We start from the raw sequence: 16090 nt of genomic DNA, 5'->3' as shown, positions 1-16090 counted from the left end.
CCAGCGCGGCCACATCTGCTGACCTGGGCATTCAGATGGGGTAGGCGTGGGTTTCGGTCGCTTTGACCGTGACCCACACCTGCTGCCCCGGCGTCAATGACAGCTCCGCGACCGCTGCCGTGGTCACGTCAGCCAGCAGGTCCGGCGTGCCGTTCAGCCGGACACGCACGGTGTCGGCGTGCTGTTCGATCCCGGCCACTTCGGCGAGCCATGTGTTGCGGGGACTGCCTTCCGGCCGATTTTTGTGCAGGCTCACCGCGTTCGGCGGGAACGTCACGAAGACCGCGCCGTCCATCGGGTGCGCGGTGGTGAGCACGCCGCCGTCGTCGAGTTTGATGCTCACGCCGTTGGCCACGCCGCGATACAGGTTCAGCCCGACGAGAGCCGCGATGTAGTCGGTCCGCGGCCGTCTCGCGATTTCGGCGGGCGGGCCTGCTTGCACCACGGACCCGTGCTCCACGACGAGCAACTGGTCCGCGAGCACCATGGCGTCCAACGGATCGTGCGTTACCAGGACGGTCGCGCCCTCGTACTCATCAAGGTGCTTTCGCAGCTGCGCCCGGATCTGGATGCGAGTCGCGGCATCCAGTGCGGCCAGTGGTTCGTCCAGCAGCAACAGGCCCGGCCGGATGGCCAAGGCCCGCGCGAGCGCGACGCGTTGGGCCTGCCCGCCGGACAACTGCCGGGGCTTGTGGCGCGCCTGCTGAGCCAGGCCGACCCGGTCGAGCCACTCGGTTGCCTCCGCGTTCGCCTCACGCTTGCGCATGCCGCGCGCCCTCAGTCCGAACGCGACGTTGTCCACAGCGGACAGGTGGCCGAACAGGAGGTAGTCCTGGAACACCACCCCGATGGATCGGTGTTCCGGAGGAACGAACACGTTGCGCTCCGGATCGTCGAGCGTCCGGCCGCCCAATTCGACCACCCCGCCCGTCAGCGGTCGCAGCCCGGCCAACGCTCGCAGCGCAGTGCTTTTCCCGGCACCGTTGGGTCCCAGCAAGGCCAAGGTGCTGCCGGGCTGCACATCGACCTGTGCATTCAGAGTGAATGATCCGATGTGGACAGTTAAGTTCGACTGCAGAGTCATGCGCGTGCCCCGATCCACCGGTCGCGCAGGCTGACCAGGATCGCGATGGACACGACCAGCAGCACGAGGCTCAGCACGGTGGCGCTGTCCGGGTCCTGTTCCAGCGCCAGATAAACAGCCAGCGGCATAGTCTGCGTGGTCCCCGGATAGTTCCCGGCGAACGTGATCGTCGCGCCGAACTCGCCAAGAGCACGTGCCCAGCAGAGCACCGCACCTGCTGCGATGCCGGGTGCGACAGTGGGAAGAGTGATGCGCCGGAACGCCGTCCACCTTGAGGCGCCCAGAGTCGAGGCGGCCTCCTCAAAGCGCGGATCGGCTCCACGCAACGCACCCTCGACGGCGATCACGAGAAACGGCATCGCGACGAACGCCTCCGCGACGATCACACCCGTTGTGGTGAACGGAAGCGAAAACCCGAACCACGAGTCCAAGTATTGGCCGATCACGCCACGCCGCCCGAACACCAACAGCAGCGCCACGCCGCCCACCACCGGCGGCAATACCAGCGGCACCGTGACGAAGGCGCGCGCGATGCGCCTGCCCGGCAGTTCGGTCCGCGCGAGCATCCACGCCAACGGCACACCCAGCACCAGGCAAATCACCGTCGCGACGGTGGCGCAAATCAACGACAACCGCAGCGCCTCGCCGACCTCGGCGGTGCTCAACCGATCGATCAACGTCGGCCACGGCGTCCTGATGACCAGCCCGATCAGGGGAAGTACCAGGAATGTCAAGCCGATCAGCGCGGGAATGATCAGGACGACCGGGACCCGCGCTCGAACCCCTCTGTGACCGTTACGGGGTTTCAAAGCGGGCCTTGGTCAACACGTCGCGCCCCTTTGTGGACAGCACGTAGTCCACGAATGCCTTGCCGCCCAAGGTATTGGGCGCCTTGGCCAGTGTGACGATCGGGTAATCGTTGATCGCCTGCGCGGCCTCGGGGAAGTCCACACCGTCGACGTCCTTGGCCGACGCGGAGACGTCCGTCTTGTAGACCAGGGCCGCATCGACCTCACCGAGCTTGACCTTGGTCAGCGTGGCCTTGACGTCCTGCTCCAGTGTGACCGGCTTGGGCGTCAGCTTCGCCGCCTCGAACGCCTTCTTGGCTGCGGCGCCGCACGGCACCTGCTCGGCGCAAAGCGCCAGCTTGACCTCGGGCTTGAGGACGTCTGCGAGGGACATGATCTTCAGCGGATTGCCTTTGCTCACCGCGATCTGCAGCTTGTTACGCACGAAGGTGGCGGCCCCGGCAGCGGCCCCGGTGTCGGTGACCTGCTTCATGTTGGCCGGGCTGGCCGAGGCGAACACGTCCGCGGGCGCGCCCTGGTTGATCTGCTGCGCCAGCGCGGAGCTGCCGCCGAAGTTGAACTTGACCTTCACGCCCGGGTTGGCGGCTTCGAAGTCCCTGCCGATCTGGGTGAACGTCTCGGTCAGGGACGCCGCCGCGAACACCGTGACCTGGCCAGTGATCGACTGGCCCGTGCCCGGCGCCGGAGGTGCGGCCGCAGGTTGTGCTGAGTTGGCACACCCGGCCAGCAGGATCGGCGCTACAAGCGCGGTCGCGAGCTTTTTCACGATCATCCTCCGTATATGCGGAACTGTACGCAATCTACGGCAGCATCTGCGGAGAACCAATAATCGTTTGTGGCACCTTGCTAACGTCGTAACCATCATGGAGAGCTGATATCGCCACCCGTCCGCGCCCGAGGCCTGCTGCCCGGCGGACGTCCATCCGAGCTTTCACTGGCGGTGTGCGATGTCTCCATCCCCGTACTTGCTCGCGCGTGACCTGGACAAGGTCTACGGCGACCGCCGAGTTCTCGACAGCGTTTCGCTGACCGCCTCACCTGGGCAGCGCCTCGGGCTGGTCGGTGAGAACGGCGTCGGCAAGTCGACCTTGCTGAAATTGCTGGCCGGGGTCGAGGAACCGGACGCCGGCGAGATCCTCCGGCCACCGGACTGCGGCTTCCTGACCCAGGAACTGCCGTACGGCCTGGCGCAAACGGTGGGCCAGGTCGTCGACAGTGCACTGGCCGAGATCCGCGAGGCCGAGAAGCAGCTGGAGGACCTCAGTACGAGGTTGGACGATCCAGCCGCGCTCGCCGAGTACGGCGAGGTCCTGGAGTGGGCGCAGGCCCACGACATCTGGGACGCCGACCGGCGCGCCGCACTCATCATCGAGGGCCTCGGCCTGGCCGGCATCGACTATGAGCGCGCGCTTGGTTCGTTGTCGGGTGGCCAACGTTCGCGGCTCGGACTCGCGGCCTTGCTGATCCGGCAACCTCAGGCGTTGCTGCTGGACGAGCCCACGAACCACCTCGACGACGAGGCCATGGCGTTTCTGGAGCGCCAGCTGACGCGGCTGCCTGGCGTGGTCGTGGTCGCGTCGCACGATCGGGTATTCCTCGACGCGGTCTGCACGGCGATCGTGGACCTCGACCCGGCGCGCGGCGGGATCACGTTGTACGGCGGCGCGTACACCGACTACCTCGACGCCAAACGAGCCGAGCGCGCGCGTTGGGAACAGCAATACGAAACGGAGCAGGGTGAACTGAAGCGCCTGAAGCACTCGGTGGAGGTGACGGCTCGCGGAGTCGCCCACAACCGGCCACCACGGGACAACGACAAGATGGGTTACGACTTCTTCGGTGGCCGAGTGCAGAAGCAGATCTCACGGCGCGTGCGCAATGCTCAGCTCCGGCTCGACGAGTTGACCCGCACGCAGGTGCGTAAGCCTCCAGCGCCGTTGCGCTTCGCCGCAGCCCTGACCGCGGAGCCGCCGGAGGACAAGCTGGCTCTTTCCATGCGCCAGGTCTGGGTAGCGGGCCGGTTGGCCATCGGCCAGCTCGACATCGTGACCGGTGAACGGCTGATGGTCTGCGGCTCGAACGGCGCCGGGAAATCCACGTTGCTCCACGTGCTCGCCGGACGGCTGACCCCGGACGGTGGACAGGTGCATCGTGCTCGCGGTGTCCGCGTCGGCCTGCTCGAACAGGACGTGGAGTTCGCCGAACCGGTCAAAAGCCCGCGCAGCCTGTACTCGGGCGCGGTGCCGCTGGCCGAACTCGGGCTGGTCGCGCCGAAGGACCTGGACCGTCCGGTCGGCCACCTGTCGGTCGGGCAGCGGCGCAGGTTGGCCCTGGCCATCCTGATCGGCCAGCCGCCTGATGTGCTGCTGTTGGACGAGCCGACGAACCATCTGTCGTTGAGCCTCGTCGAGGAACTGGAAGACGTGTTGCGGTCCGCGCCGGGTGCGGTCGTGATCGCGTCGCACGATCGGTGGCTGCGGCGGACATGGCACGGAGCCGAGTTGGTCCTTAAGGGTGGCCAAGTGGCCTGACCTCAACCTCTGCCCAAGGTGGACGTCTTTCTGGGCGGGGCACCGGGCACTGCCAGGTCATGCAAGGAGGACGAAGGACCGTGATGCGACGCCCTTTCGGCTACTCACTGGATCGGTCCGGCTACGTTCGGCAGTCATTTACGTAGCCATTGGACAGGATGTGCGTAATTACCACGAAGCGCGCAGGGCCGCAGTGCGTCACTATTGTCCGGGGCAAGGGGACCTCCTGGGGAGAGGGTCGAGGAAGCAATGACGGGGACCGCTCACTACAAACGCCTTGTGCTGGAGCTGTGCCGGGCGTTCAACGACGGGAAGATTTCCAGGATCGACGACTACCTGACGCCGGACTTCGCTGACCTCGGGGTGTCAGCCGGGCCGGACTGGTTCAAAAGCTCCATCCAGGCGTTGCGGCGTGCGTTCAAGGACGCCCGCTGGGACGTGCTCGGCTTGGTCGCCGAGGGCACGACAACAGTTGTCCGGCTGCGGTTTTCCGGGGTGCACGTGGGCGAATACCTCAACGTGGCGCCGACGCGATGCGCGGTCAGCATTGAGCAGGTGCACATCTACGAAGGCCGCGACGGCCGCTTGGCCACGCACTACTGCGTGCGCGACGACCTGGAGCTGCTCGACCAGCTTGGCGTCCGCCCGGACACCACGATGGTCGGCGAGACCAAGCCGATGCGGAAGAAAAAGATCACTGTCGCCGCGGCTTCGTGATGGCTACGAGGCCTGACCAGCTCGGATGACGGTTGCGGCCAGCGCGGCGCGTGACTCGACAGCCAGCTTGCCGCGGATGTTGGAGATGTGGGTCTCGACGGTTCGTCTGCTGAGCCGCAGCCGATGCATGATCTCCCGGTTGGTCAGGCCGTCGGCGACAAGCTGCGCGACTTCGGCTTCCCGCGCCGTCAACTGTGGGAGGCTGGCCTGCGTTGACGACCTGCGTGGCGCCACAGCGTTATGGCCCAACGTACGCAATCGCCGGTACACGCCATCGCGGTGCCACGCCATGCCGTAGCGCTCGTACAACCTCGCGGCCTCGGAAAGTTCCTTGATCGCAGCGGAGACGTCGCCGGACGCGGCCAGCGCCCTGCCCAGGATTTCGCGGCTTTCCACTTCTGCGATCACATGATCGGTCGCTTGGAACGCTGATGCCGCCGTGGCCGCGTACTCGATCGCCGCGTGCGGGTCGCGTTCGGCCATGCGGACCGTGGCATGACAGTAGGCGATGTGGCCCGACCTGTTGGCCAACAGGTCGCCGCCACGACAGCCCGCTACGGACTGTTCCATCCACTCGATCCATTGTCGGGCCTCGTCGGGACGACCCCGGGCCAGCTCGGCGGCCACCAGCCCACGGGCGAAAACGGGCCTGTGCAAGGGATCCAGCAACGGCAGCTCAGGACCGCCGGCCAGGCGCACCAAATCGGCCACACACGCGTCCGCGTCCCCGTTGATCATCCACGCACCGCCCAACGCGCAACCCGCGACCGCCGACCACCAGTCCAAGGTGTCGCCACCCGCGCGGACCGCCCGCCGGCCTGCCCGCAACGCGAGATCATGGTTGCGGCGGCTCGTTTCCACCATCGCCTGGACCGTGTACGCCGCCACCCGCAGCTTGTCGCTCGCCGACAACTCCGCGACCTCCACCGCCTCGGCCGCGCTCGCACTTGCTTCCACGAGGTCGCCCAACAGCAACAGAGCCATGGCTTTCCCCGTGAGCAGGTACACGAGTTGCTGGCTTTGCCCAGTGCGCGCTGACAAAGCCAGCCCGCGGTCGATGTGCCGCAAGGCCACGCGCGGCTTGGCCAGGTACAGCTCGGCCCAGCCCAATGTCGCCGGTCCGTTCAGGTTGGCCGCCAGATCGTCGTCGGGCAGCTGGTCAAGGAGCATGGCTGCTTTTTGCTGCCACTCGAGCGCGGTGGCCGCGTCCGAGGCGCCGTATGCGGCGAGCGCGTGGACGCAGCATGCCTCGGCTTCCATGGTCCGGTCGCCCAATTCGCGAGCGGTGGCCAGAGCGTCGTCGATCCAGCCGATCTCGATCTGGAAGTCGCAGCTGATCAGTCCCACCGAACCGAGTTCCAGTTCGAGCCGGACCTTCTCGGCAGGATGTGTTTCCGGCAGGCGCCGCAATTCGGCCAGCAACAGGCCGCGTGCTTCGTGGTGGTGGCCCAGCAACTGCTCCACGCGCGCGCACGACACCACGGCCGCCGCACGCTGAGCCGGTTCGTCGGCTGGCAACTGGTGCAGCACGGTTTGAAGGACGTCACGGCTTTCGTGCACCGAACCGCTCAGCGAAAGTGCATGGCCGAGTTCGGCGAGCAAACCCAGCCGTTGGTCCGCAGCGGTTTCCGGCAGTAGGTCAATGGCCGCCCGCAACCACTGCGCGGCCATTGCAGGGCCGTGCGCGAGCGCCTCGCGGGCAGCGCTCGTCAACAGGTCAATGGCCTCCTGGTCACCTACTTGAGCCACCCGCATCACGTGCGGGGCTTGCTGGACAAAGGGTGCGTTCACCAGCGTCCTGGCCGCCCGGGCGTGCGCTGCGTGCAACCAGCCTCGGCTGGCCGACCGGTACGCGGCACGCCGGACCAACGGATGCCGGTAACGCCACTTGCTTCCGTCAGGGCGAATCAAGTCTCGTGCGACGAGCCCGTCAAGCGCGGATCTGGCCTCGTGCTTGGACAGTTCGGCAACCCGCGCGACCGTGTCCAATTCGAACGGCTCGTCCAACGCTGCGGCCGCGTGCGCGGCCAGGCGCTCCGGTTCGGCCAGCACGGCCAGTTCCGCGTGCAGCACGGCGTCGAACGAGGCCAGAGTGCCCACTTTGGACAATGCGTCCAGGTAGAGCGGATTCCCGCCGCTGAGGTCGTACAGCCGGTTCAGCCGGTGCTGGGACACGTCCGGGCCGACCAGCTCGGCGATCTGTTCGCGGGACAACGGAGCCAGCTCGACGATTTCGCTGTGGCCTGCGGCGAGCGCCGCCGTCAGATGCGACGGCTGCTGGCGCGGCCGATACGCCAGCACGATCACCATGGGCACCTTCGGTGGTCGTCGCAGCAGACGGCCCAGCAACTCGGAGGTCGCTTCGTCCGCCCAGTGCACGTCGTCGAGAGTCAGGACCAGGCCGCCGGGAGCAGCCAGCCACTCGAGCAATTCGCTGAGCGCCGCGTGGACCCGGTATCGGCCGCCGCTCGCCGGGCGTTCGGCGGGTGCGAAGTCCTCGATCGACGGCAGCACGTCGGCCAGCAGCGCCAGGGAATGGTCGTCCAGCGGCGGCCGGCAACCCACCAAGACGTCGTCGATGGCATCGACCAGGACGGAGAACGGCACCGTGCCGGACAACTCGCCGGCTTGCCCGGCGAGCACACGGTGGCCCTTCGCGGACGCCACCGCGCGGAACTCGGCCAGCAGCCGGGTCTTGCCGATCCCCGGTTCACCCACGATCTCCGCGACGCACAAGCCAGGGCGAGCCAGGAGAGCCGTCAGCACAGCCAGTTCGTCGGCCCGTCCCACGAAGTGCGCCATGGCCTCCATATCCCTATTCGCCGCGGGTGTGTTGCGCCGCCAGCGCAGCGCGTGAAGAAACTCCCAGTTTGGCGTAAATCCTCGTCAGATGTGTGCCGACGGTCCGCTCGCTGATCACGAGCGCCTCGGCGATCTGCCGGTTGGAGCTGCCGGACGCGACGAGCTCGGCGATTTCCCGTTCCCGCGCGGTCAGGGTCTCCGACCCCGCTGCCCGGCGGCCGAGCTGCCGGAGCTCGCGGGTGGCCTGCGCGGACAGGACCGGCGCGCCTGCTGCCGTCAGCAACGCCGCGGCTTTCTCCAGTTCGCCGACTGCTTCCGCCGAGTCGCCGAGCGCGGCTGACGCGCGGCCTGAGGCCAGGTACGCCCGCCCAACTTCGAACCTCGCTGCGGCAGCCTCGAAGGTCTCGATCGCCGCCAAGGCACAGGTCTTGGCCAGATCGTTCTCCCCGGCGCCCAACTCGGCGTTCGCCATCGCGAGATGGGCCAGACCGACGCCTATTGGCAGGTCAGGGTGGGTGGCTCGGTGAGCGCGCCATGCCCATTCCCGCGCGCGATCGACGTGTCCCGCAGCCAAGTCGATCCTGGTGAGTTCCTCGTAGCGGATCGGTTGGGTATACGGATCGATCTTGGTCAATTCGGGTCCGCCCAGCACCTCCATCGCCACGTCCATTCCGTCGGCCTGGCCGGTCGTGAGCGCCAGCATCTTGCGTGCGGTACCGGATGGACAGAACGGATCGTTGTCGAGGCGATCCATCACCGACCGCGCGGCTTCGGCGGCGCCTACCGAATCACCAGCGACAAGGCGGATCCGGCTGGCGACCAGCAACGCGAACCCATGGAGCGGCCCGCTGCCCTGCTCCCGCGCCAGCGCCGCGCCATCTTGTGCATGGCGGACCGCTTCGTCGAGCCTGCCGAGCCAGCGCAGGAGGATCGCGCGGCGAACCAGCAGCTGTGGCAGCACGTACGCCCGGCCAGTGGCCGTGGCCAGTGCGATGCCTCGGTCGACGTGGCGCAGCGCGTCATCGGAGCGTTCCAGGGCGCCTTCGGCGTGGCTCAACCAGACGGCCAGTTCGATCCACTCGCCGACCTCACCGTCGAGCAGCCCGTCGAACAGCGCCTTCGCCGCGTCACAACTCTCGACTGCCTTGGCCAGATCACCTGCCAGGTAGCTGGCCCACGAGAGCAGGGCGAGTGCTGCGGCCTCCAAGACGCGGTCGGCCGATCGGCTGGCGAAACCGAGGACTTCATCGACGAGGTTGATGTCCTGCTCGAACTCGCCGCGCACCACGCCGTTGAGAACCACCTCGAGTTTCAACCTGGCCGCACTGATGGTGTGCGTCCCTGAGGGCATCTCGGCGCGCAACATCGAACGTGCGGCCTCGTGTTCGCCCAGCAGCCGCTCGACCATCCCGCACATGGTCGCCGCGGTCGTCCTGAATTCCACATCGTCGCCAGGAAGCTCGGCCAACGCGGTGCGGAGCAGGTCGCGGCTTTCGGCCAGGCGCCCTGTGATGGCCATGGCGTGGCCGGTCATGGTCAGCAGCCGGTGCCTGAGCTGTGGCTGTTCGGCGGGCAGCAGATCGAGAGCCACCCGGAGCCAGTGCACGGCAGTTGCCGGAGTTTCGCGCATCGTCGCATCGGCGGCACGGATGAGCGTGCTGATCGCGTCCAGATCCCCGGCACGTGCGGCAAGGGCGGTGTGGTGCGCCCGAACAGCCACCGGCGCATCCCGCCGCGCCAGTTCGGCGGCAGCCCGGTCATGGGCGAGCCGCGTCCAGGTCTCGTCCCCGTCCAGATACGTGATCTGACGGACCAAGGGGTGCCGGAATCGCAGTCTGCGCTCGTCGTCGGCCCGGATCAGGTCACGGGCCATCAGGTCGTCGAGCGCCACGAGAGTGTCGGCGATGCTCAGCGCGGCGATCGCCGCGACCAGACCTGGCTCGAAGGGATCGCCAGCCACCGCGGCCGACCACGCGACCAACCGGACCACGGGAGCGAGCCCGGCAAGCTCGTCGATCAACGAGGCCGTCGCGATGCCGCTTGGTGGCGCGGTCAGCAGCCACAAATAGAACGGGTTGCCTCCGGACACTTGATGCAGCGCTTCGGTTCGAGCCCGGGGAACGTCCTCGCCGAGAATCTCGGCGAATTGGTCGACTGTCAGCGCGTCCAACGCGATTCGTTCGGCGTCGCCGTCCCGTACCGCCTGGTCGACGGCCGCGGTGACCTGCGCGGACGCTTGTGCGGGCCGGTAGGCCAGCACGACGAGCAAGGGGCCTGTGGGCGGGTGGCGCAACAGGTGCGCCAGCAGTTCGGCGGTGCCGTCGTCGACCCAATGCAGGTCGTCGAGCAGCAGGACCAGGCCGGCCGGCTTGGCCAATGACTCGAGCAATGCCCGGATCGCCCGGTGGATCCGATACCGCTCGACCGTCCCCGAATGCGGCCCGAGTTGCGGGAACAGCGGCGCCAGCGCGGCTCGCTGCGACTTGCCGAGATCCGCCGCGCGGACGTGTTCGGTGAGAGCTTCGGTGATCGTGCTGAACGGAACTCGCCGGGCGCGTTCAGTCGATCGGGAACCCAAGACCAGCATTCCTTGCCGCAGTGCGTGTGCACGCATTTGGTCGAGCAGGTGGCTCTTGCCGATGCCCGGCTCGCCGACGACTTCGATGACCCAGGGCTTGCTGCCTAGCCGGTCGAGGGTGGCTTGGAACCTGGCCACCTCGTTCGCCCGGCCGATCAAGGTCATGTCGCGAAGTATCACAGGGTCGCGCCACTGGTGACAGTGCTCAGGCGCCTCTTGACAACCCTTCCGCTACGAGCGAAGTTATATAACTGACTGGCCAGTTAATTTTCGGAGGGGAGCTCATGGCCCGACCGGTTCGCGACGCGGTGCACCTGACCGGTGAGCAGCGTCAGTTCCTCGAGCTGGCAGCACAGTTCGCCGCCCGCGACATCAGGCCCGTGGCCCGCGCCGTGGACGACGCACAGGTCGAGTCTCCACTCGACCTGTGGCGGGCGGCCGCGAAAATCGGCCTCACCGCCTTCATGCTGCCCGCGGAGGTCGGCGGAGGCGGAATCGTCGACCTGCTGACCCAGGCGCGCGTGCAGGAAGAGCTGTGCCACGGTGACATCGGCATCGGAAACCTGATCACCTCCAACGGTTTCTACGCCGCGCCAATCCTGGAACTGGGTACCGCGGAGCAACGTGGCCGCTGGCTTGAGCCACTGTGCGGCGACGACCCGCCGCTCACCGCACTCGCGGTCACCGAACCAGACGTCGGCTCAGACGCCGCATCACTGCGCACCACGGCCGTCCGGCGTGGCGACCACTACGTCCTCAATGGACAGAAGGCGTGGATCTCGAACGCGCCCTACGCCCAGTCGTTCGTCATCTTCGCCACCGTGGCACCGGGTTCGCGCAGCAAGGGAGTCACCGCGTTCGTCGTCGATCGTGACTCCGAGGGACTGACCGTAGGCAAGCCGATGCGCAAGCTCGGGCAGCGCGCGATCGTCAACGCCGAGGTGTTCCTGGACAACGTCAAGGTGCCGGTGGCCGACCGGCTTGGTGAAGAAGGCCAGGGCTTCTACGGGCTGATGCGGACCTTCGACGCCTCCCGGATCCTGATCGGCGCCGCCACGACCGGTCTGTCCCGGGCAGCTCTGGACCTCGCGACAACGTATGCGAAGGAACGGCAACAGTTCGGCGTGCCGATCATCGAACACCAGGCGGTCGCGTTCCGGCTGGCCGACATGGCGACCAAAGTAGACATCTCGCGGCTGCTGACCATGCGCGCGGCCCAGCTTTTCGACGCGGGTGAGGATGTCACCTCTGAGGCGGCGATGGCCAAACTCGTCGGCTCCGAGAACGCGATGTGGTGCACCTGGGCGGCCGTCCAGACCCTCGGCGGATGGGGCTACTCGCAGGAATTCCTGGCCGAGAAATGGCTGCGGGACGCGAAGTTGGAGGAGATCGAGGAAGGCACCTCCGACATCCAGCGGCTGGTGATCTCCCGTCGGTTGGCCCGGTCGTGACGCTCGGCGTCTTCCGTGATCCCAGGTCGGTAGCGGTGGTCGGCGCGAGCGACCACCCCGCGAAATGGGGCCACTGGCTCGCCCGTGGCGCCCTGGCCGGCGCGCACCGGCGAGCTGTCTACATGGTCAACGCCAAGGCCGACACGGTTCTTGGACAACCCGCATATCAGCGGCTCAGTGATCTTCCGGAAGTACCCGATCTGGTCGTCCTCGCGGTCCCGGCGACTGATTCCGTTGTGGACGAAGCGGTGAGCCTCGGCGTTCGCGGGCTGCTCGACATCTCCGCCAGCAAGACGTCCAGCAAGGATCTCGCTGCGCGAGTCCGTGCAACGGGTGTACGCATGATCGGCCCGAACTGCCTGGGGCTCTACGACGCGTCCACCGACCTGCGGCTCGCGTGGGGCACCTTCACCGGTGGCGCGCTGGGGATTGTGTCGCAAAGCGGCCAGCTCGGTGTGGAGATCGCGAATCTGGCGGCGTCACTCGGAGTCGGTGTGTCCCGGTTCGTCTCGGTCGGCGACCAAGTGGACGTCACCGTCTCCGACATACTGGCCGACCTGGTGGACCATGAGCCCACTCGTGCGATTGCCTTGTATGTAGAGGACTTCGGTGACGGCCGGGCTTTGGTGCGTGCCCTGGCCGAGCTATGGGCCGCTGGCAAACCCACTCTGCTTCTCACTGTCGGCGCGAGTACCGCGAGCCGCGAGACGGCGCAATCCCACACTGGTGCGCTTACCGCGCCACTTGACGTGGTCGACGCAGCCTGCCGTGCCGCCGGTGCGATTCGTGTTCGGACACCAGCGGAACTGGCTTCGGTGGCCCACCTCCTGCTCAGTACGAAGGTCACCGGCAACCGGCTCGCGATCTTGACCGACAGCGGTGGCCAGGGCGCGATCGCGGCGGACATCGCGAGCGCGGCCGACCTGCAGGTTCCACGATTGTCCGACGAGGTGTCGGCGGTGATCTCCCAGTGGCTGCCCGAACGCGCCAGCAGCCGCAACCCGATCGACCTGGCCGGTGAGGGCGAGAAAGACTTGGGTGTCTACAGCCGCATCACGACCGCGTTGGCCGCGAGCGGGGAAGTCGACACGGTCCTGATCACCGGATACTTCGGCAGTTACGGCGTGGACATTCCGGAACTGCGTGCGCGTGAGCTCGAAGTCGTTAAAGACCTTGCCGCCAGCGGCCAAACGATCGTCGTGCACAGCATGGCGGCGGATGGCCCGACGGTCGATGCGTTGCGCGCCAACGGCATCCCGGTGTTTCGCGACGTCGATACCACGCTGGTCGCACTGCGTGGGGGAGTGCGAGCAGCGGGAGCGCAGCCTCGGAAGGTTCCAGAAATCGGCTGCCAGACAGGCGACCTTGGCGCCGGGTACCTCGCCGCGCGGGAACTGCTCGCCACAGTCGGAGTCAGATTCCCGCCGTGTGCCGAGGTCAACGGGGTGGTCCAGATTTCTGGCCTGCGCGCTCCGTACGTCCTGAAGGCCGACTGGCTCGCGCATAAGAGCGAGTCCGGTGCCGTCCTGCTTGATCTGTCCGACCACGCCGCTGTGGTGGACGCGCACGCCGAACTTGTCGCACGTCTCGGGCCAGGTCGCTACGTGGTCGAGGAGATGGACACCCGCGCCGACGCTGTCGAGTTGATCGTCGGCGCACACCGGGACGCGTCGTTCGGTCCGGTGGTGATGGTGGGAGCAGGCGGCGTCGCTACCGAGTTCCACCGGGACACCACCTTGGAGCTGGCTCCTGTAGACATTGACCAGGCGCTCGCCATGGTCCGACGGCTGCGGTGCGCGCCGTTGTTGGACGGGTGGCGCGGCAGGCCGGCCGTCGACGTGCGAGGCGTCGCCGAAGTCATCGTCGCCGTGTCGGAATTGATCACCGCGCGTGCGGACATCGCCGAACTCGAACTCAATCCTGTGCGGGTCACCGCGGACGGCCCGCTCGCCGTGGACGCACTGGTGATGGGGCGCTGATGCCGAGGATGAGCGGTGGCGAGGCGCTGGTGCGTTCACTGGCCGCGCACGACGTCGAGGTGGTGTTCGGCATCCCGGGCACACACAACCTGGGAATATATGCACACCTGGGGATACAGCACGTTTCGCCTCGACACGAGCAGGGTGCCGGGTTTGCCGCCGACGGCTACGCGCGCGCCACAGGGAAACCAGGAGTCTGTATCACCACGAGCGGCCCGGGCATCCTCAACGCCGCGACCGCCGCGGCACAGGCCTATTCGGACTCTGTGCCGATGCTGCTGATTTCGCCGGGTCCACCGGTCGACCATCCTGGCCGGTGGGTCGGGATGCTGCATGAGGTGCGCGACCAGTCGGGCGCGATGGAGGCGGTCACCGCGGGCAGCCACCGCGTTCACGGCGTGGAGGAGATATCGCCGGCCGTCGCGCAAGCGTTTGCCGAGATGTCGTCGGGACGTCCTCGCCCTCGGCACTTGGAGATTCCTTACGACCTCCTCGACGCGATCGTGGACACCCCAATCATCGCCCCGATCAGCGTCAGTCCTCCCGTGGCAGACCCCACGGCGGCCGTGACAGTGCTGCGTGGCGCTCAACGTCCCGGAATCATCGTCGGTGGAGGCGCACGTGGAGCCGCAACCGAGTTGATGGCTCTCGCGACGCGCCTGGGCGCGCCCGTCCTGTCTACCGCGAACGGGAAGGGAATCCTGCCCGAGGACCACGAGTACTCCCTGGGCGCAGGACTGCACCATCCGGCTGCGGCTGAGTTCGTCGCCGAGTGCGACGTCGTCCTGGCCGTCGGTACCGAACTGGCGCCCGCGGACCTGTGGAACGGGCCGTTCGCGTTCACCGGCAAGCTGATCCGGATCGACATCGACCCGGCCCAGGTCGTCACCAACGCGCAGCCAGACATTCCGTTGGTTGGTGACGCGGCGCGGACGCTGGCGGCGATAGCGGGCCTAGTGGAACCCCGAACCGGCCTGGAGTGTGCCGCCACATGGCGCGCCAGGATCGCCACCGAGGCTGCCGCTGAAGGCGCCGCATGGGCGCCACTGGTCGACGCGTTGACCGAAACGCTTGGGCGGGACGGAATCTTGGCCGGAGACAGCGCCATGGCCTGTTACTACGGCGCCTACTCCAATCTTCCTCGATACATGCCGGGATCCTTCTTGTATCCCACAGGACTTGGCACGTTGGGGTATGGCCTGCCTGCCGCTATCGGAGCCAAGCTCGGCCGGAAAACCGCGCGTGTGGCTGCTTTGCACGGCGACGGCGGGTTCATGTTCACCGCGCCGGAACTCGCCGCTGCCGCGGCACTGGGCCTTCCTATCGCGGTCATCGTGGTCGACAACGGCGGATACGGTGAGATCCGGCGGGAGATGGTTGCGCGCGGAGACAATCCCGTCGCTGTGGACCTGCCGTCACCCGACTTCGCGGCTTTGGCCCGGTCGCTGGGATGCCACGGAATCACGCAGCCCGACGATCTTCCCGGCGCGCTGAGGAAGGCCTTCGACGCGGACCGGCCGACGCTGATTCACTTGCTGGAGACGGGGCTTTGACTGAGGCTGTCCACATAGGCCAGACAGGTGGCCTTCATGCGCTGGACGGTCATGTTCTGCGAATGTAGCAGGACCTGGAACGCCATCCCGTCGATCATCGAGATCAGCATGTTGGCAAACTGGACTGGGTCGCCCGCACGGATCTGGCCGCTGTCTTGTCCGTCGCGGATGATGCTCGCGACCAGCCGACGCCACTCGCCGTACATCCGCTCGTTGAGTTCCTGCAGGTTCGGCTCCCGCAGGCCTTCAGCCCACAAGGCCGCCCATACGCGCCATGCTTCGACGGTTTCCTCGTCCACCGGGAGATACGAGTCGATCACGAACCGGAGCCGGGAGAACGGATCGTCCGGTGAGTCCAGGATCCACCGGCGCCGCTCCAGCGACCTGGCGAAGTTGTACTCGAACGCCGCATGCACCAGGTCGCGTTTGCTGTCGAAGTAGTAGTGCACCGTCCCACCGCTGACGCCAGCCTTTTTGGCCACGTCGGAGACCCGCAAGTTGACGTAGCCCTGCTCGGCGATGACCTGGCAGGTGGCACGCAGTATCTGGTCCTTGCGTTCGGCTTCGACGCTGGGGCGGGGCATGG

The 16090-nt window shown here is 67.1% G+C and carries 11 protein-coding genes; 5 read left to right on the top strand and 6 right to left on the bottom strand.

All coding sequences use genetic code 11. The annotated features are described in order from the left end of the window. Positions 1–31: 31 nt before the first annotated feature. Genes B9C43_RS41200 through modA form a run of 3 tightly spaced genes read right to left on the bottom strand, consistent with a single transcriptional unit; the run spans position 32 to position 2665 of the window. Positions 32–1084, bottom strand: coding sequence for an ABC transporter ATP-binding protein (locus B9C43_RS41200; RefSeq protein WP_084432884.1), 1053 nt, complete (start codon positions 1082–1084; stop codon positions 32–34). Beyond that, positions 1081–1824 (bottom strand): molybdate ABC transporter permease subunit, encoded by a 744-nt coding sequence (gene modB, locus B9C43_RS41195; protein WP_407657158.1) that lies wholly within the window; start codon positions 1822–1824, stop codon positions 1081–1083. Before modB ends, B9C43_RS41200 begins: the two co-directional genes overlap by 4 nt. A 55-nt stretch (positions 1825–1879) precedes the next feature. Beyond that, the gene (gene modA, locus B9C43_RS41190) at positions 1880–2665 is read right to left on the bottom strand and encodes a molybdate ABC transporter substrate-binding protein (RefSeq protein WP_084432882.1); all 786 of its coding nucleotides are present in this window, start codon (positions 2663–2665) and stop codon (positions 1880–1882) included. 175 nt (positions 2666–2840) lie between these two features. On the opposite strand from modA, the gene B9C43_RS41185 reads away from it, so the two are divergent. Continuing rightward, entirely contained in the window at positions 2841–4424 is a 1584-nt protein-coding gene (locus B9C43_RS41185; protein ID WP_084432881.1) for an ABC-F family ATP-binding cassette domain-containing protein, read from the top strand. A 249-nt stretch (positions 4425–4673) separates the two neighbouring features. Further along, positions 4674–5141: an ester cyclase gene (locus B9C43_RS41180; protein ID WP_051896913.1), complete on the top strand. Its 468-nt coding sequence runs from the start codon at positions 4674–4676 to the stop codon at positions 5139–5141. 3 nt (positions 5142–5144) lie between these two features. Here B9C43_RS41180 and B9C43_RS41175 read toward each other — a convergent pair whose 3' ends face one another. Beyond that, positions 5145–7943, bottom strand: a complete 2799-nt coding sequence (locus B9C43_RS41175; protein WP_160097056.1) for a helix-turn-helix transcriptional regulator — start codon at positions 7941–7943, stop codon at positions 5145–5147. A 13-nt stretch (positions 7944–7956) separates the two neighbouring features. Further along, positions 7957–10686, bottom strand: a complete 2730-nt coding sequence (locus B9C43_RS41170; protein ID WP_084432879.1) for an ATP-binding protein — start codon at positions 10684–10686, stop codon at positions 7957–7959. A gap of 119 nt (positions 10687–10805) precedes the next feature. On the opposite strand from B9C43_RS41170, the gene B9C43_RS41165 reads away from it, so the two are divergent. The 3 genes from B9C43_RS41165 to B9C43_RS41155 are packed head-to-tail and all read left to right on the top strand — an operon-like array spanning position 10806 to position 15504. Next, positions 10806–11972 carry an acyl-CoA dehydrogenase family protein gene (locus B9C43_RS41165; protein WP_084432878.1) on the top strand — a complete coding sequence of 389 codons (1167 nt, stop codon included), beginning with the start codon at positions 10806–10808 and terminating at the stop codon, positions 11970–11972. After that, the gene (locus B9C43_RS41160; protein ID WP_200825927.1) at positions 11969–13951 is read left to right on the top strand and encodes an acetate--CoA ligase family protein; all 1983 of its coding nucleotides are present in this window, start codon (positions 11969–11971) and stop codon (positions 13949–13951) included. Before B9C43_RS41165 ends, B9C43_RS41160 begins: the two co-directional genes overlap by 4 nt. After that, positions 13951–15504, top strand: coding sequence for a thiamine pyrophosphate-binding protein (locus B9C43_RS41155; RefSeq protein ID WP_084432876.1), 1554 nt, complete (start codon positions 13951–13953; stop codon positions 15502–15504). The genes B9C43_RS41160 and B9C43_RS41155 overlap by 1 nt, the downstream gene beginning before the upstream one ends. Here B9C43_RS41155 and B9C43_RS41150 read toward each other — a convergent pair. After that, positions 15480–16088: a TetR/AcrR family transcriptional regulator gene (locus B9C43_RS41150; protein WP_033389240.1), complete on the bottom strand. Its 609-nt coding sequence runs from the start codon at positions 16086–16088 to the stop codon at positions 15480–15482. The two genes, B9C43_RS41155 and B9C43_RS41150, sit on opposite strands and share 25 nt — an antisense overlap. Positions 16089–16090 lie beyond the last annotated feature (2 nt).

It is taken from the genome of Kibdelosporangium aridum (assembly GCF_900176515.1).
In the GTDB taxonomy this organism is placed as follows: domain Bacteria; phylum Actinomycetota; class Actinomycetes; order Mycobacteriales; family Pseudonocardiaceae; genus Kibdelosporangium; species Kibdelosporangium aridum.
Note: the sequence above shows the minus strand (reverse complement) of the source record. Positions and strands in the feature narration are given on the sequence as shown.

Coding starts and splice junctions, on each gene's coding strand:
- B9C43_RS41200 (WP_084432884.1), bottom strand. CDS start 1,084: ATGACTCTGCAGTCGAACTTAACTGTCCACATCGGATCATTCACTCTG.
- modA (WP_084432882.1), bottom strand. CDS start 2,665: ATGATCGTGAAAAAGCTCGCGACCGCGCTTGTAGCGCCGATCCTGCTG.
- B9C43_RS41185 (WP_084432881.1), top strand. CDS start 2,841: ATGTCTCCATCCCCGTACTTGCTCGCGCGTGACCTGGACAAGGTCTAC.
- B9C43_RS41180 (WP_051896913.1), top strand. CDS start 4,674: ATGACGGGGACCGCTCACTACAAACGCCTTGTGCTGGAGCTGTGCCGG.
- B9C43_RS41175 (WP_160097056.1), bottom strand. CDS start 7,943: ATGGCGCACTTCGTGGGACGGGCCGACGAACTGGCTGTGCTGACGGCT.
- B9C43_RS41170 (WP_084432879.1), bottom strand. CDS start 10,686: ATGACCTTGATCGGCCGGGCGAACGAGGTGGCCAGGTTCCAAGCCACC.
- B9C43_RS41165 (WP_084432878.1), top strand. CDS start 10,806: ATGGCCCGACCGGTTCGCGACGCGGTGCACCTGACCGGTGAGCAGCGT.
- B9C43_RS41155 (WP_084432876.1), top strand. CDS start 13,951: ATGCCGAGGATGAGCGGTGGCGAGGCGCTGGTGCGTTCACTGGCCGCG.
- B9C43_RS41150 (WP_033389240.1), bottom strand. CDS start 16,088: ATGCCCCGCCCCAGCGTCGAAGCCGAACGCAAGGACCAGATACTGCGT.